Source organism: Paenibacillus sp. VTT E-133291 (assembly GCF_002264395.1).
Lineage (GTDB): Bacteria > Bacillota > Bacilli > Paenibacillales > Paenibacillaceae > Paenibacillus_AQ > Paenibacillus_AQ nitricinens.
Genome location: NZ_NFVA01000011.1, coordinates 67,938 through 88,346 on the forward strand (window position 1 = coordinate 67,938; position 20,409 = coordinate 88,346).

Sequence of the window (20,409 nt, forward strand, 5' to 3'; positions counted from 1 at the left end):
TTATAACGCCTTAAAGCATCGAATTCGAATGTAAAAGAATGATTTCCTTTGACATTATAACCTAGAAGCATTATCGTCATAGCATATGTTATTTACTAGATGATGATGGATAGGGAGAGACTTGAACATATGGAACAAGCAATGTTTGCAGGTGGTTGCTTTTGGTGCATGGTTACACCGTTCGAGGAGTTACCAGGTATCCAAGGGATTGTATCGGGATATGCTGGAGGACTAACCGAGAACCCAACGTACGAAGAAGTCAAAACAGGAACAACAGGACATTACGAGGTGGTACAAATTACGTTTGATCCAGCGCTTTTTTCATACGAGAAGCTGCTTGAATTATATTGGCCTCAGATTGATCCCACGGATGACGATGGACAATTTCAGGATAGAGGGACACAATACCGGACAGCCATCTTTTACTATAATGAAGAACAACGTTTAGCAGCCCTTGCCACGAAGGAGCAGGTTGCTGTGAGTGGCAGATTCTCAGGTCCTGTCGTGACGGAAATCCTTCCAGCGCCAACCTTTTATCGGGCGGAAGAATATCATCAGGACTATCATCACAAGAATCCCAAGCATTATAAAGAGGATCGTGAGCAATCCGGACGGGATACCTTTATCGCGAAACACTGGTAATCGTAGAAACGGAATTTCTAAAGAAAAAGAGCATGGAGCATCCTAAGTCTTTCGTGGCTTACAGGTGCTCTTTTTGCATCATATACAAATTTTATATATTTTAAATTCTACATACTTTCTACACATTTATAGACTAAACTACTCTAAATCAAGCGAGAAATTCAAAATGGAGGGTTTAGGATGAAAAAAATCATACCCATAGTTGCTGTTACATTGCTTTTAAGTGCAGTGTTAGCTGGCTGTCAATCGAGCAATAACGCCCCATCTGGATCAGATAAGAAAGCTTCTATATCGTCAGTGGATCAACCGTGGATCGCAACAAAAAACACGACTCGTATAAATACATCTGACCCTACTGAGGCAGCAATTATTGTTTCACAAACCCTTTGGACTGCACAGACGAAGAACAACAGACCTTCAAGTGTAGTATTAACGGATGTAAGCCATTGGCAGATTGCCGCAGTTAGTGCGGATTTGATCCATCATCCGAATAATGGCCCTATTCTTTTTACAACTAAAGAGGGTGTTCCTGAGGCAACGATAGCAGAGCTTAAGCGATTGAATCCTTTAGGCGCAGAAGGTAATAATGGTGTACAAGTAGTGCTCGTCGGACCCATGGCTTCCAATGTCGAAGAACAATTAAAGACACTGGATCTGAAAGTAGACCGAATTGAAGGGGACGAGCCGGCAGCTATAGCACAAGCCATTGATACTTATTATGCAAAAGCTTCCGGTGAACTTCCAAAGGCAGTCATTGTAGGTTCTATGGAAAGTCCTGAGTACACACTGCCTGCAGTGAATTGGATCGCCCATATGCCAGAGCCGCTTCTATATGTAACAAAAGATGAAATTCCAGACCCTACGGTTAATGCTTTGAAAGAGCGTGGAGGTTCGGCTACGATTTATATCTTAGGACCTGAAAAAGTTGTATCTGCAGCAGTAGAAAAGCAATTACAGGAATTCGGCACAGTAACCCGTATAGCTGGAAAAGACATTTATGAGAATGCCATTGCTTTTGCTACTTTTAAGGACGCCAGCAACGGTTTCGGCTGGGGCATAACGACGCCTGGCCATAATTTGTCTTTGTTGACTACCGACTCAACGATGCTGGCGATCGCCGCTGCACCTTTTTCTCATTTAGGGAAACATGCACCGCTTATCTTTACTGAAAAAGACGGGTTGCCAGATTCCGTGATGGAATATATGATGACCCTTCAACCTAAATTTCAAGATTCGCCAGCAGAAGGTCCTTATAACCATGCTTGGTTAACAGGGGACATCAATACCATCAAAGAGAGTGCCCAAAGCGAAATCGATGATATGCTGGAAATCTCTCCGGCTGCAGGCGGCAATTCCCATTCCGGTCACTAGGCAATGAAGAGGGTGAATGACTTGAATAAGCTCCAGGTACTGATCGTTGATGATGAATGGAATATGCGAAATTTAATTCGGATTTATTTAACAAAAGAAGGAATAACGACTAGAGAAGCGTCAACGGGGCATGAGGCACTCACTTTGCTGAAACAACATAACTTTGATCTAATCCTGCTGGATGTGATGATGCCAGATATGGATGGCTGGCAAGTCTGTAAAACCGTTAGAGAGGTAAGCTCTGTCCCCGTTCTAATGCTGACAGCTCGCTCGGAAACTAAGGATAAGGTTCGTGGTCTCGGCATAGGAGCGGATGATTATCTCACCAAACCGTTCGAGCCAGAGGAATTAGTGGCAAGAATTTATTCTTTGGTACGGCGTTCAATGCTTACATCGACCCAACAACCTCAGAAAAAGGTTCTGAGCTACCCTGAGCTAGCGATTTACCCGGATGCTCGTGAGGTGTATATTCTGGATACAGCGGTTGAATTTACACTCAAGGAATTTGATCTGCTAACGGCCTTGGCGCAAAATGCGCACCGTGTCTTTACGAGAGAAGAACTAGTGGAGCGTTTATGGGGCAACGATTATGAGGGTGAGAACCGTGTCATCGACACGCATATTAAGAATATCCGCGAGAAATTACATAAGGCGGGTCTCTCTTATAATCCTGTTCAAACGGTATGGGGGTTAGGTTATAAATTTGAGATCCCAGGTAATCATCTATGAAGAATAATATGATCGGACTGAAGCTCGGGTCAGTTATTATGTCTGTTTTTTTAGTTGTTTTGCTAATTCTTGGGATAACGATAGACCGAATGTTTACCAGCTTTTATTATAACGAGATGCAAAAAGAAACTGAGGAGTTAACCTCGCATTTTATCGGAATGGCTGAATCACCGGATAGTTCAAACGAGCAGATGATGAGTGCTTTTGCAGAATTTTCGGACGTGAGTATATTTAATATTTCAAAAGACGGTAGTGTCATTCTCCATTCGGGTGTTCATGACCGCGCAGATCGTTCATTCATCAATGCTTCGGATATTAGTCGGATATTTGCCGGAAAAAGTGTGAATTTTGAGTATACAGATCCTACTGGACACAGATATTTCATCACTGGAAAACCAATTTCAAATGGTCAAACCATCCAGTCTGCACTATATGTAATGTCCTCTACAGAGAACATGAAGCAATCCTTGGCTTCTATCCGTAATCTGCTGTTGCTCGCAGGAATTGGGGCCTTTATATTGGCACTAGGGATCACGGGAATCATTAGTTTATTGTTATCCAGGCCGCTGATCAAGATGCAGAAGGCGACTAGAAAAATTGCTGCCGGTGAATTGGAAACGAGACTTTCCATACGGAGTAACGATGAAATCGGGTTTTTGGCAGGAGCTATTAACGACCTTGCTGTAGATCTGCAAAGATACAGGGATACGCGTCAGGAATTCTTAGCCAACATTTCTCATGAACTACGAACACCCATCACTTATTTGAAGGGGTATACCAAGGTTGTAAAGGATGGACTTTATGAGACCGAAGGGGAACGAGATCTGTATTTGGATATTATCCACGAGGAAGCGCATCGGCTTGAGCATCTGGTAGAAGATTTATTTGAACTGGCAAAGATGGAAGAAGGTAAAATCACACTTACGCTGGACTGGATAGATCTTAAGTACATGACAGAACAAGCGGTACGAAGAGTGGAATTGAAGGCTAAAGAAAAGGGACTTCTGCTGAATATTACGTATCATGGAGATTCGTGTAGGGTTCGTGGAGATGAAAAGCGTATGGAACAGATTATGATGAATCTTCTGGAGAATGCGATCCGCTATACGGATGCAGGTGAGATTACTGTCCATGTAGATGAGGATGTCGATGGGGACTCCGTTTTATTTATTGTGGAAGATACCGGTATAGGTATTCCTGAGGTAGAACTACCCTATGTCTTTGAACGATTCTACAGAGTTGAGAAATCACGATCCAGGCAATATGGTGGAACAGGACTTGGACTATCCATTGTTAAAAAGCTTGTGGAATTACACGGCGGTAAGATTCGAATTACAAGTCAGCCTGGCATTGGAACTCGTTGCGAGGTGCAGCTGCCCAGATTACCATTCGTCGAAAAGTAAGAGCCGAAAAAGACTTCGCGTATTTACGCGAAGTCTCTTTTTATGTGCAATCTACTAAACTATTTTGCTGGCTCAAGCTCTTCAAGTGCCCACTCACAAAATTGTATAGAACTCTCCATATCAAGCACTCGTTTACGGATGAGTAAATAACGTCCAAAAGTCGAAGCTTTTAACTCACGAGTCTCCCTTCGTTCATCACGTAAGACATCGTTGGCTTTCAGCAAGATCTTGTAACGTTCTAGCTCGCTTTTACAAAACTCCGCACGTTGCTGCAGAAGGGCCTTTGCTTCCTCTGGTTTGGAGAGCCATAAACTATACAGCTTAAAATGTAGCTCGTCCCGTAGAACTGGAGGTTCAGCTGGGGTTTCCACCCAATTACGTAATTGCTCTAGTCCTGCCTCTGTAATGGAGTACTCCTTCTTGTCCGGCTTATCGGATTGCTCAATAAGCTGATATGAAATGTATCCTTGCTGCTCCATGCTCATTAGAAGAGGGTAGATTTGACTATGTCCGGCCCGCCATAACGGTTTGATATTCTGAGTTAATTCATATCCAGACAACGGGTTAGCAGTAAGTAAAGCTAGAAGTCCGTAAGACAGTGTATTCATTACTCTGATACCCTCCAGTTATTATAAATCCGTTTATATTGTGAATTTTGGGGATATGTCAAGATTGACATATTATCCATACAATTATAACATTATTTAAGTTAATTGATATATGTAAAAGTAGACATATGAAAAGATATAGGAGGGTTAGCGTGGACGTTAAACAAGAAAGTAAAATTCTCTTTTGGCCTATAATGATTGCCATATTCTTCGGAAATTTCGTCTCTGTTTTAAGTACAACAACTATCAACATTGCTGTTCCTCTTTTAATGAATCATTTCCATTCGAGCCTGAACACTATGCAATGGATGGTCACAGGTTTTATGCTAGCTACGGGTGTAACTGCACCGCTTGCCGGTTATCTTGGAGGCAGATTCAGCTATAAGCGACTTTATTTATTCGCCTTGACGGGATTCACCATATTCTCCTTAGTCTGTGCAATAGCCTGGAATCCTACAACTTTGATTGTATTTCGGATGCTTCAAGGCTCTTGCAGCGGGCTGATTATGGCCTGTACGATGACGATTATATTCCAAGTGATTCCAGCTGAACGCAGACCTTTTGCCGTGAGCTTGTGGTCACTGTCCGCGATGGTTGCCCCAGCCATAGGTCCGACATTTAGCGGATGGTTACTTCAGTATGCAAGCTGGCACTGGTTATTTTTAATTAACATTCCCATTGGGATCATTGCTATTATTCTGACCGTAACGTTAATTCCTTACTATCGAATGAATGTTCCGAAGTCATTTGATATTCCCGGATTCCTTACCGTTGTACTGGGGAGTTTATCATTGCTAACCGCATTTAGCCAAGGTAACAGCTGGGGATGGGGTTCGTGGAAGACTATTTTATTAATACTTGTGGGGATAGCTCTTCTAGTTTACTTTGTCTTGCACGAGCTCAAGACGGAAGTGCCGTTGCTGAATTTACGTGTCTTCCGGAATCGCCGCTTTACTGCCATGCTAAGTATCTATAGTCTGGTGACGATAGCAATGTATGCTGGAACCTATTTAACACCATTGTTCTTACAGACGGTAGAAGGAGCAACAACACTAAAGACCGGGCTTATCTTATTACCATCTTCGATCCTCCTTGCATTGTTAAGCCCAATTGTGGGTAAGTTGTATCCGAAGTTCGGACCTGTGAAGTTAATTTCTGCTGGTATTTTATTTATTTTCATCGGTTTATTCATGATGAGCCGGCTGCATACGAACGTTTCTTACAGCTTTGTGATGTGGGCGATGGTCGTTCGCAATTTAGGGATTGGATTAGCTAACGTCCCGAGCAGCACTGCGTCTATGGAGGAAATTCCAGTCGAATGGTCAGGTCATGCCACATCGATCAACAACTGGGTTCGGAATGTGTTAAGCTCACTTGGGATTGCGGTGTTCACTTCTATTTTGTCCACAAGATCCATACTGCACTCTAAAGAATTGATCAATTCAGGTGCAGATAATGCAGATACGATAAGATTATTATCGTTTACCATGGGTGTGAATGATGTATTCGTAGTCGGCTCAATCATCGTGTTGCTTGGATTACCACTTATGTTTTTATTGCGCAAGAAGCGTAGTGTGATTTCTGTTCAGAGTGCGGGATAACCTTCGCTTCACATTAGAAAAGCAGACCAAGGGCTAAACCTTGATCTGCTTTTTTATGTTTTATACCCTTAGTTAGTGCGTCATGTCGCCCATTCCACCCATGCTGCCTACAATTTCCGGATTGATCATCCCGAAGATCATCGCGATATGCGCTACAATCAAGAATCCACTGATGAATATAAAATGAAGCTTCATTTTCTGTTCATCTGTTCGTTTACGAGCGATCAGACCAAGATCTAACAAAGCTAGCGGTAATAAGAAAAGCACTCCGCTCAAATAGAAGCCTACGGCTACTACGTCAACCCATGTGTGCCACTCACCATTCACTGTCAAAGGGATGAATGCGGTAGGAAACAAGTAGAGGAATACGCCTGTGAAGTACAACCCAGCCAGAATGCTACAGATTTTGTTAAAGGTTCGTAAAGAGCTCTTTAGATTTTTGGTGAACAAGATAATAAACTCTGTAACGGTGATCGTCTCAGCAAAAATCACAGGGATCGCCATGAATAAAATCAAGTTCCAAGGCTGATTATCTGCTAGCAAAGACATATAATGGGTCATATTCATAAAATACTCCTCCGATATATAAAAATAACTTTCGCACTGATCGTATTAAAGAAGTATGTGGAAAGTATGTAGAAACGAATGTATTATAAATACATCCATTAATTACAATCGAGGGGAGCAAGACAGCGTGGGAAGAGGACTACGAAGTATTTTATTTGATTTGGATGGGACATTAACGGACCCTAAAGAAGGGATTACAAAAAGCGTCGAATACGCATTAAACAAATTTGATATTCAAATCGAGCATTTAGATATGCTTCTTCCTTATATAGGCCCACCTCTTTACGATTCTTTTATTGAGCTACATCAGTTCTCAGAGGAACAAGCGCGTCAAGCGGTTATCTTCTACCGTGAGCGTTACAGCGTCGTTGGACTGTATGAGAATAGGGTGATTGATGGTATACCGCAATTGCTGGAAGGTCTTAAGAATAACGGATATTCGTTGTATGTAGCTACCTCTAAGCCTACTGTTTTTGCAGAACAAATTCTTGAGCGTTACAAACTAGATCATTATTTTGATCATATTGGTGGTAGTAATCTAGACGGCACCCGTTCTAAAAAGAAAGATGTGATACAGTACGTCCTCGATCAGAATGCCATTCTTCCAGAAGAAGCTGTGATGATTGGAGACCGCGAACATGATATCATCGGAGCTATTGGTTGTGGAGTAGAATCTATCGGTGTGACGTTTGGCTACGGTCCTAAAGGAGAACTAGAGCATGCTGGAGCAGATCATATCGCTTATCGAGTAGAAGAAATTGCGGCTATCATCCAACATATATCATTAAGAGAGCGGTGTGCGAAATGATCCAACCTCGTAATTCAATTTTGGAGGGCAACACAGTCAAGCTGGTTCCAATGGATGACAGCCATGTAGAAGGGCTAGCGAGAGTATTAAGAAATCCAAACATCTGGGAATTTACCTGGCGAAAAATAACGTCGGACGAGCAGGTGCAGGATTTAATCACAACCGCATTTGCAAATCAAAACAATGAATCGCAAATTCCATTCGTCATCATTGATAAAGCTACTGGACAAATCGTCGGTACCACTCGAATCATGCATCCGGATTTGGTTCATCGTAATGCTGAAATTGGATGTACTTGGATCTCGCCTGAATATTGGAGAACTAGTGTGAACACCGAGGCTAAGTCATTACTGCTTCACTATTGCTTTGAAGACCTAAGGCTCATACGTGTAGAATTTACAGTGGTGAAGACTAACTTGAGGTCGCAAAGAGCAGTAGAACGATTAGGGGCTGTAAGAGAAGGGGTTCTGCGCCAACATAGAATCAGATCTGACGGTTCGATTCATGATAATGTTGTCTTTAGTATTTTGGATAAAGAATGGCCATCGGTCAAAGAGAATCTGCACTATTTATTAAATGAGAAGTACGCGTGATTTGATAAAATAAGCAAAGAGTCCCTCTCATATTGAGAAGGACTCTTCTTCTATAGATCAGCCACTTGGCTGCTTATGGTTATTGTTTAGGGCTTACAAGAATCTTCACTTGATTTTTTTCTTTTAAAAGCGCCTCGAACCCATGTTCAATCACTTCGTTCAATTTGATTCTTTTAGTCACTAATTTGTCCGCAGGGAAGTAACCTTGTTCCATCAGGCTAATTACTGCTGGGAATACATCACGGTATCCGATAATACCCGTTAAATTACGTTCTTTAAGTACGATGTTGTTAGGTGTAATCGTAGCATCTTTCTCGAAAATACTAACGATCATAATTTGACCACTTAATTTAGTGGAATTGATAGCTTGTGTTAGAACGGGAGGGACACCTGTGACTTCAAAAGCAACATCCACGCCACCATCTGTACGTTTTTGAATTTCCTCAACCACATCATATTGCTTAGGATCGATTACGATACCCCCAAGCTCCTCAGCCTTACTCTTACGTTCCTCAGAAAGCTCTACAACATAGATCTCAGCCGCGCCAGATGCTTTCAAAGCTTCAATGACAAGCAAACCGATTGGACCCGCACCGAATACTACAGCTTTATCTCCAACCTTCAATTGACTGGAACGAACAGCATGCAGAGCCACTGCAGAAGGTTCTACCAGAGCGCCTTGCTCATAGGATAAGCTGTCAGGAATTTTGTGGACCATATGTTGATCTGCTGCAACGTATTCTGAGAATCCACCGCCACCACCGGCGAGACCTAGGAAGCCCATTTTCTCGCAAAGATTGTATTTGCCTTGTCTGCACGCCACACATTCTCCACATGCATATACAGGTTCGACGACGACTCGATCACCAACATTAAACTTGCTAACCCCTTGGCCTACTTCAACGATTTGTCCGGAAAATTCATGGCCCATCACGATTGGAGCTTTTTCGCCTGTGAGGGGATGAGGAGTGCCTTCAGGAATGAAAATTGGACCGGCAACATATTCGTGAAGATCACTGCCACAAATTCCGCACCATTCCACTTTAATTTTCACTTTTCCTTCAAGCGCAGCGGGTTCATCAATCGTTTCTAAACGTAGATCTTTGACGTTATGCCATCTTAATGCTTGCATATCATTCATCTCCTAGATTCATAAATTGATAATAAATAGTGTGTTTATTCCGGAAAAGAGGAAACGTTTCCGAATCAAATATGTCACATAATTTTCATATTGTCAAATTTAAATACTAAAATATTAATATCGAAAATTAGTGAAAGTTTTCACCTAAACTCAGCGATATCAGGCATATATAGACTGTATTGTACTTGCTACAAGTGCTTTTATAAGCACATGTATGTTATAATAAATATATTGGAAAAACGGCTTAAAGGAGACGGGCAGATTTAATAATAGCAATGATAACGGAAACGATTCCGAAAATGAGGGGACTATCAACTTGGCTAATAAAAACAAAGTAACCATAGAGGATGTAGCAAAAAAAGCGGGAGTAGGGATTGCTACTGTCTCCAGAGCAATAAATAATTCCGAGGGAATCAGTTCCAAGACAAAGGCATTGGTTCTTCAAGTGATTGAGGAGATGGGATTTACCCCAAACACCTCTGCACAAAGCCTAAAGATTCGCCAAACGAAGCAAATTGCCTTGGCTGTTCCTGATATTCGAAATGCTATCATTCCAGATATCGCCTGGTCCGTGGAGCAAGCCGCTAAACAGGACGGTTATCGAGTCATTCAGATTAATACTTCCGGAAATCCGCGGACAGAGCTCGAAACGATTCGTGAGATCAAGAAATTACATGTCGATGGACTCATTATCATGCCTCTTGCATATCCAAAGACGATGGTAGAGCTAATTAATAAATCTAGTGTTCCGGTCTCCATCATTAACTACGGTAAGCGTATTACGGAGAATGTGAAAGCAGATATCGTTAGCCTGTCACGTTTTGAAGGTCAGCTAATCATGGAGCATCTAAATAGTATTGGTCGAACTAGAATTGCTTATGCGGGTGCTCAGAAAGATCTCATTGAGGATCGATATCATGCTTATCAGCAGGCTTTGAATCAGGTGGATGTTTCTTTGGTTTATTTTGGAGAGGATTTCTCCCTTCAAACGGGGGTACAAGCCGCAGATTATTTCTACAGCCTGACCCATATGCCAGATGCAATATATGCTGTAAATGATATGGTCGCTATAGGGATTGTAAACCGTTTTAAAGAACTGGGTGTGTGTGTTCCAGAAGATGTAGCTGTGGTTGGGGTAGATAATAACTCTTGGACAACCATCACAACGCCTCAAATTAGTTCCGTTTCTATCATGGGGAATGAAGTGGCTCGATTAGCTACGCAGCTTCTTTTACAACGGATACAGGATAATATTACTGGAGAGTATCAGAGGGTGCAGCTTGATCCGCGTTTAATCGTGCGAGAGTCCAGCGTTTCTGTTAGACGGAATACAACAAGTTGATAATATACTCTAAACCCTGTTAGACTTAATACAAGTAAGCTGATGGGGTAATAAGAAATGAGGAGAATATTATGGCTAATATATACAAAAGCATAACTGATTTGATTGGCAACACACCGTTATTGGAAATTTCGAAATATAGTAAATCTCAGAATGTTGAAGCGAAAATTCTTGCCAAGCTAGAGTCTTTTAATCCTGGAGGTAGCGTTAAGGATCGTATAGGTTATGCGATGATCAAAGATGGTGAAGATAAAGGTTTAATTCATAAAGATTCTGTAATTATTGAGCCAACAAGTGGCAATACCGGCATCGGCCTTGCCATGGCAGCGACCAGTCTTGGCTACTCGCTGATTATCGTTCTTCCGGATACGTTTAGTATTGAACGCCGTAAGGTAATGGCTGCACTTGGTGCTAAGCTTGTATTAACACCTGGAGCTGAAGGGATGAGCGGTGCTTTGAGAAAGGCGGAGGAATTGGCTGCTGAAACCCCACATGCATACATTCCACAACAATTCAGCAATCCAGCTAACCCTGAAATTCATAGAACAACAACTGCAGAGGAAATATGGCGGGATACGGATGGGAATGTTGATATTTTTATTGCGGGTGTTGGTTCTGGCGGCACCGTATCAGGGGTTGGGGAAGCTTTGAAGGCTAAGAATCCTTCGGTGCATATTGTCGCAATCGAGCCATTTGATTCACCAGTCCTATCTGGGGGCAAGCCTAGTGCGCATGGGATTCAGGGGATTGGGGCTAACTTCATTCCGGAGATTTACAATAAAGAGGTTGTTGATGAGATTTTTCAGGTGAAGAATAAAGACGCATTTAATGTAGCGCGTGAAATTGCCAAAACCGAGGGATTGCTTGTAGGGATCTCTTCTGGTGCCGCGGTATACACAGCCACAGAAATTGCTAAACGTCCAGAAAATAAAGGGAAGACGATTGTGGTGATTTTGCCGGATACGGGTGAACGTTACTTAACAACTACTCTGTTTGATTTTAATGAATAGCTTGAACCAACCTATGACTTGAAGTTGATACAAATTTGGAGGCTCAGCGGAATGCTGAGTCTTTTTGTGTATTTAGTGATTGAAGAGTGATCAATTCAGCCCCTTATTTTCCCAATGGCTATGGTACAATATAGCATAAATCGTAGAAGTTCTAAAAAAGGAGTATGAAACGTGTGAATGTGTTCAAAAAAGTTAGAAATAATTATGTGATTTGGCATGCCAATCGTATTCAGTTACTGGATTTTCCTTCAAGCCCTGTCGTTAGAAAACAAGTGATTTTCTCAGGTAGAGTTCAAAATGTGGGATTTCGGTTAGAAATATATACGATTGCAGTAAGAATGAGATTAACGGGTAGGGTAAAAAATTTAAACGACGGAAGTGTAGAGGTAGAGGTACAAGGAGAAGAGCAGCAAATCTCTTTTTTAGTTGATTGCATGCAATCATTGAAACGGGCATCAGTAAAAAAAGTGACGATGAGCGATCTGCCTATTCATGAGGGAGAGAAAGATTTCATGATAGTGAAATAAGTACATATCGTTTAGCTGAATTGAGAAGTAAATTATATATGGTACTGAAGTATTTGATCAATTCGATGGAAAGTTATTGAGCCACGCGGCTGTACCCGTAGGGTCCTCTTTGAGTTTTATTTGTTTGTTGATTAGTGTTGAAATAATGCTTGGGTTTTTAATTGAAGGGACATCCGTGTTCAGTACAATCATTTTAATGTGGCCGTTGATACATATTGGTCTTGTAATTCTCTCATTTATTGTTGGAGCGCTGCTTTGGGAATTACTCTATGTAATAGCCCTTTTTCCTTTAATATTGTTGCCTATTAATTTAATTGGTGAGGGAATATCATGAGGGTTTCAGTTAAATCGATTAGTTTTTCGTAGAGATCAAAATAAATTATCAGAGTTTTCATAAGCATATTGATTAACCTGATGATTATTATTTTTATTATTATAGCTATATCTAAATCTGAAAGCGCTAATTTTTTTATGTGAATCAGGCGGCCGGGGCTTAATATAACATATTACTGTGTGGTTTATTGAATAGAATAAAATGGAACTATTGCTTAAGCCATGCGTAACCGATAAATAAAAGAGATTATGATAGAGCAGGAGGTACATATGAACTACAGAATTTTCAGAAAAATGCTTCTTACCACACTTGCCACCCTGATGTTAAGTGTTTTGCTTCTTCCGGTTTTAACTTCAGCCAAGACAGCTGTACCTAAGCATACCGGGTCATTTTATGTGAATGATTTTGCAAATGTGATCGACGAGAAAGCTGAGAATTACATGGTGAACTATGGGATTCGATTACATCAGGATACGGGCGCTCAAGTCGTAGTTGTGACAGTCGATTCTACAAATGGAGTTTCGATGGAAGAGTATGCAACTTCGCTATTCAATAGCTGGGGCGTAGGCTCTGCGGATAAGAATAACGGGCTTTTGCTACTGCTTTCTATAAAAGATGATGACTACTGGGCGGTACAAGGTAAGGGTATTGAGGACACGTTGCCTAACAGTAAGATTAAAGATATTCTCTCTCAATATCTTGAACCGGATTTTGCAGCTAAAACTTATAGTAACGGTGCACGTAAAACTTATGGCGCTTTTATCCAAGCCATGGGTGGGACCTGGGTGGAGAATGTCGGCACCAAAAACTATGTATCCGATAATGCCGGTGTACTCAAAAAAGTAACAAAGGATTATTTGAACGAATCTAGCAACAGATATAAAACTACAACTGGCAGCGGAATTTATGTGGTTACTGTAAAGAACGCAGGAGATAAAACACTTCAGGATTATACCTACATGAAGTTTGCCTCCGTTGCTGCTGGCCCTAAGGATGTTATGCTCGTGCTAGACATAGGTGGAGACAACTATCATGTTCTGCAAGGGAAGGACATCGACAAGGTTCTAACTAATGATGCAATCAGCAATATTTTGGATACTGTACTTGAGCCCCAATTTGTGAAAAAAGATTACGGAACGGGAGCTACGGCAACTTCTAATGCTTTGTACAGCTTCTTATTGGCTAGAGCGGATCAATCCGTTGGAGCGACGGGAAATAGTGGAGGTACTACAGCCGCCAATTCTTCCTCAACAACCACTTCATCAAAGGAGACTAGTGTTAGTGTAGGCAAAGGTCTTCTAATTTACTTATTGATATTTGCTCCGCTCATACTGTTCGGATATGGTTTTTCACGACGCAATAAATATATTGAAATGTACGGTTTGCCATTTAATCCGTATAGCCCAAGAAATATTCGTCGGTATGGGAATTGGTACGGTCAAGCGGATTACGGTTATGGTAGACGTTGGCACAGACGTTATAATAATCACCATCATAATCATAGAAACACACCATCCAATAACTCACAGTCAAGCTTCTGGGGAAACAGTGGCGGAGGCGGATCTACTAGAGGTGGGGGAGCAGGACGTTATTCCTCAAGCAACGAGAACCGTGGTGGAGGAGGTTCCAGCAGTGGCGGAGGCGCAGGGAGACATTCTTCAAGTTCTTCCAGCAGCAGTTACTCTAATGATGATAGAGGCTCATCAGGTGGAGGAGGCTCTTCCGGCGGCGGTGGCTCATCAGGTGGCGGAGGTAGCGCCAGCAGTGGTGGCGGAGCGGGAAGACACTAAAAAGGTTGAGAATGAGCGGGTTTCCAAGTTATTGGAAATCTGCTTGTTTTGTTTTTTAAAGGAAAATTATTCCTATAACAGAAACTTTTCATGGAAATTATCGTCTATGATAAAGTTAGACATTTATTTTCAAATTCCGAAATAGTCAGGGAGGAAAAAGAAGTGAGCACTTCATCATTACCTCAACGTTCCACCGTACGCAAAAAGAAGCCAACAAAAAAACGTAAGAAACGGAGCTTCTTCCGAACACTATCAAAAGTGTTTTTATTCTGCTTAATTTTGTTGATTGCTGGAGGCGGTTGGTTTTACTTTGCACCTTCGGCTAAAAATCTGCGCTATTCAATCGCTGATACACTGATTACAACGCAGCACCGCTACATGGCTAAATATATTATTGGTGAGGACGGATTAAAGAACAGAGTGACTGAATATAGCGCCCAATTTGAAGAGATGGGGGTCGAAAAGGATACACATACCATTACTTCTGAACCTGAAGTAAAAGAGAAACCACTGGTCGAGATAGAAAATGTCTCAGGTACTGGATATTCAGGATATGTCATGATCGTTAATGATCCTACTAAAGTCCGTTTGGGAATTCCGGATAAAGTAGGGTCAGGTGAGAAAGTAACCAGTATGGTGAAGCGCACAGGTGCTATCGCTGGAGTTAACGGTGGTGGATTCGCTGACCCCAACTGGAAAGGTAACGGCTTTAAACCTATCGGTATTGTGATTTCACAAGGTAAGTTATATTACAACGGTCTCGGTGGCAAGAAATCCACGCAAATCGTAGGTCTTGATAAACAAGGGAAGATGGTTGCTGGAAATTATACTTTAGATGAGATTAACAATATGGGTGTTCAGGAGGCGGTTACTTTTAGCCCTCGTCTGATCGTCAATGGAAAAGGATTAATTAAGAACGCGGCAGAAGGCTGGGGTATTGCTCCTCGAACAGCGATGGGTCAGCGTGCTGACGGAGCGATTATATTTGTTGTTATTGATGGAAGACAACCTACTTATAGTATTGGGGCAAATCTATACGATGTGCAACAAATCCTTCTTAAGCATGGGGCTGTGATTGCGGCAAACTTGGATGGAGGTTCTTCTACCGTTCTGGTAAAAGACAACGAGATTATGAACAAGCCATCTTCTCAATATGGGGAACGATATTTACCTACGGCTTTTCTTGTATTTGAGCACCCTGAGCAAGTCGATATGCCGAATATTTGGAAGGGACTTGACCCCTCCAAAATTGATGCTGCTAAGAAGCGTACACGCTAAAGCACTCTTAATACGTAAATAAGATAAGGATTATCTTGGATTGCCATATGAAAATATGCTACGATATCACCTAGCAAGAACAGAATACAGAACTAACAGGTCTGGAACAGGGGGAATAGGAGTGACGTTGCAACAACTCCGCTACGCTATCGAAATTGCAAATAGTGGCTCCATGAATGAGGCGGCAAAGAAGCTCTTTGTTTCTCAACCGAGCCTGTCCAATGCCATTAAAGAGTTAGAAAGTGAACTGGGGATAACGATTTTTGAGCGGACTAACCGTGGAATCAGTATTTCCGTTGAGGGAATGGAATTCTTGGGTTATGCCCGCCAAATTATTGAACAGACGGAGCTTATGGAGAATCGTTATACGGGGAAAAAGCGTAGTCCGATCTATTTTTCCATCTCTACGCAGCACTACGCCTTTGTGGTTGACGCCTTTGTAAATCTCATGAAGCACAATGACGTCTCAGAATACAACTTTAGCTTGAGAGAGACGCAAACCTACGAGATTATCGAAGATGTACGTACCTTGCGCAGTGATTTAGGAATTCTTTATATTAACGAGAGTAACTATAAGCATATGAATAAACTGTTTAGTGATGGCAATCTGAAATTCACACCACTTTTTAATACCGATCCGCATCTTTATGTTCGAACTGGACATCCGCTGGCTCGTAAGGAAGTTATTACTCAGGATGATATTGTGCCGTTCCCTTATATCACTTTTGAACAGGGTGAGAACAATTCACTGCACTTCTCAGAGGAAATGTTAAGCTTTTCACAAATTGAGAAGAATATTAAGGTGAATGACCGGGCGACACTGACCAATTTATTAATGGGTACGGATTGCTATACGGTAGGCACAGGAATTCTGGCATCCGATCTAAATGGTGATGGACTGAAGACGATTCCTTTTGAGAGCAATGAAGTATTTACGGTTGGCTGGATAGCGCATAAAGATCGCAGACCGAGTGTAATGGCATCTAAGTATATCGAGATTTTGAATGACCTGGTTTCTGGAAGTTATTTTGATCTAAATCATTTTTTACTATAGCAGTAGGAGGATCGGTATGATTAGACCCGTAATTGGCACCCAGAGAAATGCTCCACCCTTTCGATACGATATCGTTGGCAGCTTCTTACGAACGGATGAGATTAAAGCGGCCCGCCTCCAATATGACAATGGTGAAATCACGGGCAGTCTGCTTCATGAAATAGAGAATATTGAAATCGCCAAACTACTGGAACTGCAAAAAGAAGTGGGTTTATTGGCGGTCACAGACGGGGAATTTCGCCGTTCCTGGTGGCATCTCGATTTCTTTGTAGGGATTAAAGGAACTGAGAAGATTAACTTAAATCAAGGAAGAGCGGAAGCCGCTCAGCGCGCGGAATCTTTTCGAATCGTGGACCGAATTGCCTTTGAAGATCATCCAATGATCGACCAATTTATCGCTTTGAAACAAATGGCCGGAGACCGAATTCCGAAAATGACGATCCCTTCACCCGCTTTATTTCACTTTGTGGAGGATTTTAACGGGAATGAAGTTTACCCGGATCAAGAAACCCTATTCCAAGATATTATTGCTGTTTACCGAACTGCAATCCAAGCGTTCTATGATGCTGGCTGCCGTTACCTCCAGTTAGACGATACAACTTGGGGAACGCTGTGTAGTGGCAGACATAGGGCCCATTTACGAAGTAGAGGTACAGATCCAGATCAATTGGCTAAGGATTACGTTAGGCTGATTAACGAGAGCATTGCCAGTTGTCCAGATGATATGACGATCGCGCTTCACGTATGCCGAGGTAATTTCCGCTCCACATGGTTCGCTGCTGGTGGTTATGAGCCTGTGGCCGAAGAGCTTTTTTCGAATACTAAAGTGGATGCTTTCTTCTTGGAGTATGATAATGAGCGGGCGGGCGATTTTGAACCCTTGCGTTTTATTAAAGATCAATTTGTGGTATTGGGACTAGTAACTACGAAACATGGTGGTCTTGAGAGCAAAGAGCAGCTCAAAGCACGTATTGAAGAAGCGGCACAATATGTAGATATTGAGAAGCTTTGCTTAAGTCCTCAATGTGGGTTTGCTTCCACTGAGGAAGGAAATATCCTAACCGAAGAAGAACAGTGGGATAAAATACGTCTCGTAATTGAAACAGCCCAAGAGGTTTGGTTATAAATAAAATAAGTTTTTAGAAGGCTCCTGTTTGATTTAGGGGCCTTTTTTATGCGTGTATTGTGTCAGCTTAGAGGATTAACCTACCAGCGCACTTTACTAGAGCTATTAATCAAGGGTATAATAAGTAACAATTGTTTTTAATTCATGTTGAAAGAGAGCGGGAACAATATGGGTCGTAAGTGGAATAATATTAAGGAAAAGAAAGCCTCCAAAGACGCCAACACAAGTCGCGTCTATGCAAAGTTTGGTGTTGAGATTTATGTAGCAGCCAAGAAAGGTGAACCCGATCCAGAAGCAAACCGGGCCTTAAAGGTTGTTTTAGAACGTGCAAAAACTTACAATGTACCAAAAGCCATTATTGACCGCGCGATGGATAAAGCCAAAGGCAGCGGTGATGAGAACTATGAGGAGCTTCGTTACGAAGGATTTGGACCTAACGGTTCGATGATCATCGTCGATGCACTTACGAATAACGTAAACCGTACAGCGCCTTTGATCCGTTCTACATTCAGTAAGAATGGCGGGAATATGGGTGTCAGCGGATCTGTAGCCTACATGTTTGATTCAACGGCTGTTATCGGTGTAGAAGGTAAAACTGCCGATGAAGTGATTGAGATGATGTTCGATGCAGAACTTGATGTACGTGATGTTCTAGAAGAGGATGAGGCGGTTATCGTGTACGCTGAACCTGATCAGTTCCATGCTGTACAAGAAGTATTCAGAAATGCAGGAATCACTGAGTTTACTGTTGCTGAGCTTAACATGCTACCACAGAACTATGTAACACTTCCTGAAGATGCACAAGCTCAATTCGAGAAATTGATTGATGCCTTAGAAGATTTAGAAGATGTTCAACAAGTGTATCATAACGTAGATTCTGAGGACTAAGAATAACATATAACAAGGCGATGGAGTTCGCCACAACCGTCTCTTCAGACTAATGACTCCTACCAGAGTGTGCTTCACTGGTAGGAGTCTGTTTTGTTGTAGAGACTCATTTATACTGACTTTAGGAGTTGCTGTTATGAATCAATGGTCTGCACCATGGCATGAATTCGTGAAGAAAAGGAGTCATTTTGCACTTTGGAGTACATTTATCAAATGGATTGTACTCGGAAGTGTGGTTGGACTCTTATCAGGAACTGCCTCGGCTTTCTTTCTGAAAAGCTTAGACTATGTAACAGATGTACGTTTAGAGCATCCGTGGCTACTTTATTTGCTGCCTCTTGGGGGAGTATTTGTTAGTTTCTTATATATGCGTTACGGAAAAAACAGCGCTAAAGGAAATAACCTTATTATAGAACAAATTCAGGATGGGACAGAGACCATTCCTTTACGCATGGCACCCTTAGTATTGTTAGGAACACTGGTCACTCACTTATTCGGTGGATCTGCCGGACGGGAGGGAACAGCTGTACAAATGGGAGGAAGCCTCGCGGAGTGGTTTGGAAAATTAATCAAAATCAGCCCGTTGGATCGTAAAATACTGTTAATGTGCGGGATTAGCGGAGGCTTTGGTTCTATTTTCGGAACACCGCTGGCTGGAACCTTATTTGGTCTAGAGGTAGTAACCATTGGACTTATTAGCCAACAGGCATTACTTCCATGTTTTGTGGCTAGCTTTGTTGGTGATCTGGTCACCACTCGATTGTGGGGCGTTCATCATACTCACTATGTAGTGAATGAATTTCCAGCCTTAAATTTATTGATTATTCTAAAAGTGGTATTGGCCTCTGTGATTTTTGGTCTCGTGAGTATGCTTTTCAGTGAACTGACTCATTTTCTAAAAAGAACCTTTGCCGCCATGATAAGCAATCCAATGATAAAGGGTGCACTGGGTGGTTTGATTATCATTGCCTTAGTTTTCCTTATAGGGTCCCGTGATTACTTAGGCCTTGGAATTCCATTAATCAAGGATTCTTTTGAGGGAGATGTCTCGCCGTTTGCTTTTTTATGGAAGCTGATCTTTACCGCTTTTACCTTAGGAACAGGATTTCAAGGTGGTGAAGTTACTCCGCTATTTGCGATTGGAGCCACATTAGGCAATGCTTTGGCTGGAATTTTACATGTATATGGACCGTTTCTGGCTGCTCTCGGATTCATTGCTGTCTTCTGTGGAGCTACCAGTACGCCTATCGCTTGCTTTTTAATGGGTATTGAGCTATTTGGTTCAGAGGGTGCTGTATACATGTTCATCGCTTGTGTGGTGAGTTATTTATTCTCCGGACATAGTAGTATTTATACTTCACAGCTTATTGGTGTATCGAAGAGCCAGTTCATTTCAGTTCCTCAAGGGACTAGAATAAGTAATGTTAAAAAAAGAAAATAAATTTGTTGGATTTTTGAAAATATAAGCACCTGACAGAGGATGGTTAGTTCGTAATACGAGCTGACCTCCTCTTTTTTGTTTCAAAAAACAAACCCTCCAATAAAACACCAGCCTTTACTTCATTTGATATAGTGTAAACCTAATATCTGAAATGAG

General features: G+C 41.8%; 19 protein-coding genes and 1 riboswitch. Of the genes, 16 read left to right on the forward strand and 3 right to left on the reverse strand.

Annotation, left to right across the window (positions count from 1 at the left end):
- The first annotated feature begins 129 nt into the window (after positions 1 to 129).
- The 4 genes from msrA (at position 130) to CA598_RS07490 (ending at position 4,145) form a co-directional block, all read left to right on the forward strand.
- The gene (gene msrA, locus CA598_RS07475; protein ID WP_094876100.1) at positions 130 to 642 is read left to right on the forward strand and encodes a peptide-methionine (S)-S-oxide reductase MsrA; all 513 of its coding nucleotides are present in this window, start codon (positions 130 to 132) and stop codon (positions 640 to 642) included.
- 180 nt (positions 643 to 822) lie between these two features.
- Positions 823 to 2,013, forward strand: a complete 1,191-nt coding sequence (locus CA598_RS07480) for an ArsR family transcriptional regulator (protein ID WP_094876101.1) — start codon at positions 823 to 825, stop codon at positions 2,011 to 2,013.
- A gap of 21 nt (positions 2,014 to 2,034) precedes the next feature.
- Complete coding sequence (locus CA598_RS07485) at positions 2,035 to 2,742, forward strand: response regulator transcription factor (protein ID WP_256990385.1); 708 nt, start codon at positions 2,035 to 2,037, stop codon at positions 2,740 to 2,742.
- Entirely contained in the window at positions 2,739 to 4,145 is a 1,407-nt protein-coding gene (locus CA598_RS07490; protein ID WP_094876103.1) for a sensor histidine kinase, read from the forward strand. Before CA598_RS07485 ends, CA598_RS07490 begins: the two co-directional genes overlap by 4 nt.
- Positions 4,146 to 4,204: 59 nt before the next feature.
- Here CA598_RS07490 and CA598_RS07495 read toward each other — a convergent pair whose 3' ends face one another.
- Positions 4,205 to 4,753: a PadR family transcriptional regulator gene (locus tag CA598_RS07495; RefSeq protein WP_094876104.1), complete on the reverse strand. Its 549-nt coding sequence runs from the start codon at positions 4,751 to 4,753 to the stop codon at positions 4,205 to 4,207.
- A 152-nt stretch (positions 4,754 to 4,905) separates the two neighbouring features.
- Here CA598_RS07495 and CA598_RS07500 point away from each other — a divergent pair, with 152 nt between their 5' ends.
- A complete protein-coding gene (locus CA598_RS07500) occupies positions 4,906 to 6,354 on the forward strand; it encodes an MDR family MFS transporter (RefSeq protein WP_256990386.1) in 1,449 nt (482 codons plus the stop codon).
- Positions 6,355 to 6,426: 72 nt separating this feature from the next.
- On the opposite strand, the gene CA598_RS07505 is transcribed toward CA598_RS07500, so the two are convergent.
- A complete protein-coding gene (locus CA598_RS07505) occupies positions 6,427 to 6,921 on the reverse strand; it encodes a DUF6803 family protein (RefSeq protein WP_094876105.1) in 495 nt (164 codons plus the stop codon).
- Positions 6,922 to 7,048: 127 nt separating this feature from the next.
- On the opposite strand from CA598_RS07505, the gene CA598_RS07510 reads away from it, so the two are divergent.
- Both CA598_RS07510 and CA598_RS07515 read left to right on the forward strand, forming a co-directional pair.
- A complete protein-coding gene (locus tag CA598_RS07510; protein ID WP_256990387.1) occupies positions 7,049 to 7,729 on the forward strand; it encodes an HAD family hydrolase in 681 nt (226 codons plus the stop codon).
- Complete coding sequence (locus CA598_RS07515; protein WP_094869871.1) at positions 7,726 to 8,322, forward strand: GNAT family N-acetyltransferase; 597 nt, start codon at positions 7,726 to 7,728, stop codon at positions 8,320 to 8,322. The genes CA598_RS07510 and CA598_RS07515 overlap by 4 nt, the downstream gene beginning before the upstream one ends.
- Before the next feature lie 79 nt (positions 8,323 to 8,401).
- Here the strand turns inward: CA598_RS07515 and CA598_RS07520 are convergent, their stop codons facing one another.
- Entirely contained in the window at positions 8,402 to 9,454 is a 1,053-nt protein-coding gene (locus CA598_RS07520) for a 2,3-butanediol dehydrogenase (RefSeq protein ID WP_094876107.1), read from the reverse strand.
- A gap of 325 nt (positions 9,455 to 9,779) precedes the next feature.
- Between CA598_RS07520 and CA598_RS07525 the strand changes: the two genes are divergently transcribed.
- The 9 genes from CA598_RS07525 to CA598_RS07565 all read left to right on the forward strand — a co-directional run bounded on the left by CA598_RS07525 (position 9,780) and on the right by CA598_RS07565 (position 20,253).
- Positions 9,780 to 10,805 (forward strand): LacI family DNA-binding transcriptional regulator, encoded by a 1,026-nt coding sequence (locus tag CA598_RS07525; protein ID WP_094876108.1) that lies wholly within the window; start codon positions 9,780 to 9,782, stop codon positions 10,803 to 10,805.
- A 71-nt stretch (positions 10,806 to 10,876) separates the two neighbouring features.
- The gene (gene cysK, locus CA598_RS07530) at positions 10,877 to 11,815 is read left to right on the forward strand and encodes a cysteine synthase A (protein WP_094876109.1); all 939 of its coding nucleotides are present in this window, start codon (positions 10,877 to 10,879) and stop codon (positions 11,813 to 11,815) included.
- Positions 11,816 to 11,979: 164 nt separating this feature from the next.
- On the forward strand, positions 11,980 to 12,342 hold the full coding sequence (locus CA598_RS07535) for an acylphosphatase (RefSeq protein ID WP_256990388.1): 363 nt from the start codon (positions 11,980 to 11,982) through the stop codon (positions 12,340 to 12,342).
- Positions 12,343 to 12,945: 603 nt separating this feature from the next.
- On the forward strand, positions 12,946 to 14,466 hold the full coding sequence (locus CA598_RS32190; protein ID WP_179283611.1) for a TPM domain-containing protein: 1,521 nt from the start codon (positions 12,946 to 12,948) through the stop codon (positions 14,464 to 14,466).
- Positions 14,467 to 14,628: 162 nt separating this feature from the next.
- The gene (locus CA598_RS07545; RefSeq protein ID WP_256990390.1) at positions 14,629 to 15,744 is read left to right on the forward strand and encodes a phosphodiester glycosidase family protein; all 1,116 of its coding nucleotides are present in this window, start codon (positions 14,629 to 14,631) and stop codon (positions 15,742 to 15,744) included.
- 121 nt (positions 15,745 to 15,865) lie between these two features.
- Positions 15,866 to 16,798, forward strand: a complete 933-nt coding sequence (locus tag CA598_RS07550; RefSeq protein ID WP_076204126.1) for a LysR family transcriptional regulator — start codon at positions 15,866 to 15,868, stop codon at positions 16,796 to 16,798.
- 16 nt (positions 16,799 to 16,814) lie between these two features.
- A complete protein-coding gene (locus CA598_RS07555) occupies positions 16,815 to 17,924 on the forward strand; it encodes a 5-methyltetrahydropteroyltriglutamate--homocysteine S-methyltransferase (RefSeq protein WP_094876113.1) in 1,110 nt (369 codons plus the stop codon).
- 168 nt (positions 17,925 to 18,092) lie between these two features.
- Positions 18,093 to 18,812, forward strand: coding sequence for a YebC/PmpR family DNA-binding transcriptional regulator (locus CA598_RS07560; RefSeq protein ID WP_042187963.1), 720 nt, complete (start codon positions 18,093 to 18,095; stop codon positions 18,810 to 18,812).
- Between the two features lie 7 nt (positions 18,813 to 18,819).
- Positions 18,820 to 18,881, forward strand: a riboswitch (Fluoride riboswitch).
- Positions 18,882 to 18,948: 67 nt separating this feature from the next.
- On the forward strand, positions 18,949 to 20,253 hold the full coding sequence (locus CA598_RS07565) for a voltage-gated chloride channel family protein (RefSeq protein WP_094876114.1): 1,305 nt from the start codon (positions 18,949 to 18,951) through the stop codon (positions 20,251 to 20,253).
- Positions 20,254 to 20,409: the final 156 nt, after the last annotated feature.

Bases quoted from the DNA above. Each gene is read 5' to 3' on its own strand.
- msrA (WP_094876100.1), top strand. From the start codon at position 130: ATGGAACAAGCAATGTTTGCAGGTGGTTGCTTTTGGTGCATGGTTACA.
- CA598_RS07480 (WP_094876101.1), top strand. From the start codon at position 823: ATGAAAAAAATCATACCCATAGTTGCTGTTACATTGCTTTTAAGTGCA.
- CA598_RS07490 (WP_094876103.1), top strand. From the start codon at position 2,739: ATGAAGAATAATATGATCGGACTGAAGCTCGGGTCAGTTATTATGTCT.
- CA598_RS07495 (WP_094876104.1), bottom strand. From the start codon at position 4,753: ATGAATACACTGTCTTACGGACTTCTAGCTTTACTTACTGCTAACCCG.
- CA598_RS07505 (WP_094876105.1), bottom strand. From the start codon at position 6,921: ATGAATATGACCCATTATATGTCTTTGCTAGCAGATAATCAGCCTTGG.
- CA598_RS07515 (WP_094869871.1), top strand. From the start codon at position 7,726: ATGATCCAACCTCGTAATTCAATTTTGGAGGGCAACACAGTCAAGCTG.
- CA598_RS07520 (WP_094876107.1), bottom strand. From the start codon at position 9,454: ATGCAAGCATTAAGATGGCATAACGTCAAAGATCTACGTTTAGAAACG.
- cysK (WP_094876109.1), top strand. From the start codon at position 10,877: ATGGCTAATATATACAAAAGCATAACTGATTTGATTGGCAACACACCG.
- CA598_RS07535 (WP_256990388.1), top strand. From the start codon at position 11,980: ATGAAACGTGTGAATGTGTTCAAAAAAGTTAGAAATAATTATGTGATT.
- CA598_RS32190 (WP_179283611.1), top strand. From the start codon at position 12,946: ATGAACTACAGAATTTTCAGAAAAATGCTTCTTACCACACTTGCCACC.
- CA598_RS07555 (WP_094876113.1), top strand. From the start codon at position 16,815: ATGATTAGACCCGTAATTGGCACCCAGAGAAATGCTCCACCCTTTCGA.
- CA598_RS07560 (WP_042187963.1), top strand. From the start codon at position 18,093: ATGGGTCGTAAGTGGAATAATATTAAGGAAAAGAAAGCCTCCAAAGAC.
- CA598_RS07565 (WP_094876114.1), top strand. From the start codon at position 18,949: ATGAATCAATGGTCTGCACCATGGCATGAATTCGTGAAGAAAAGGAGT.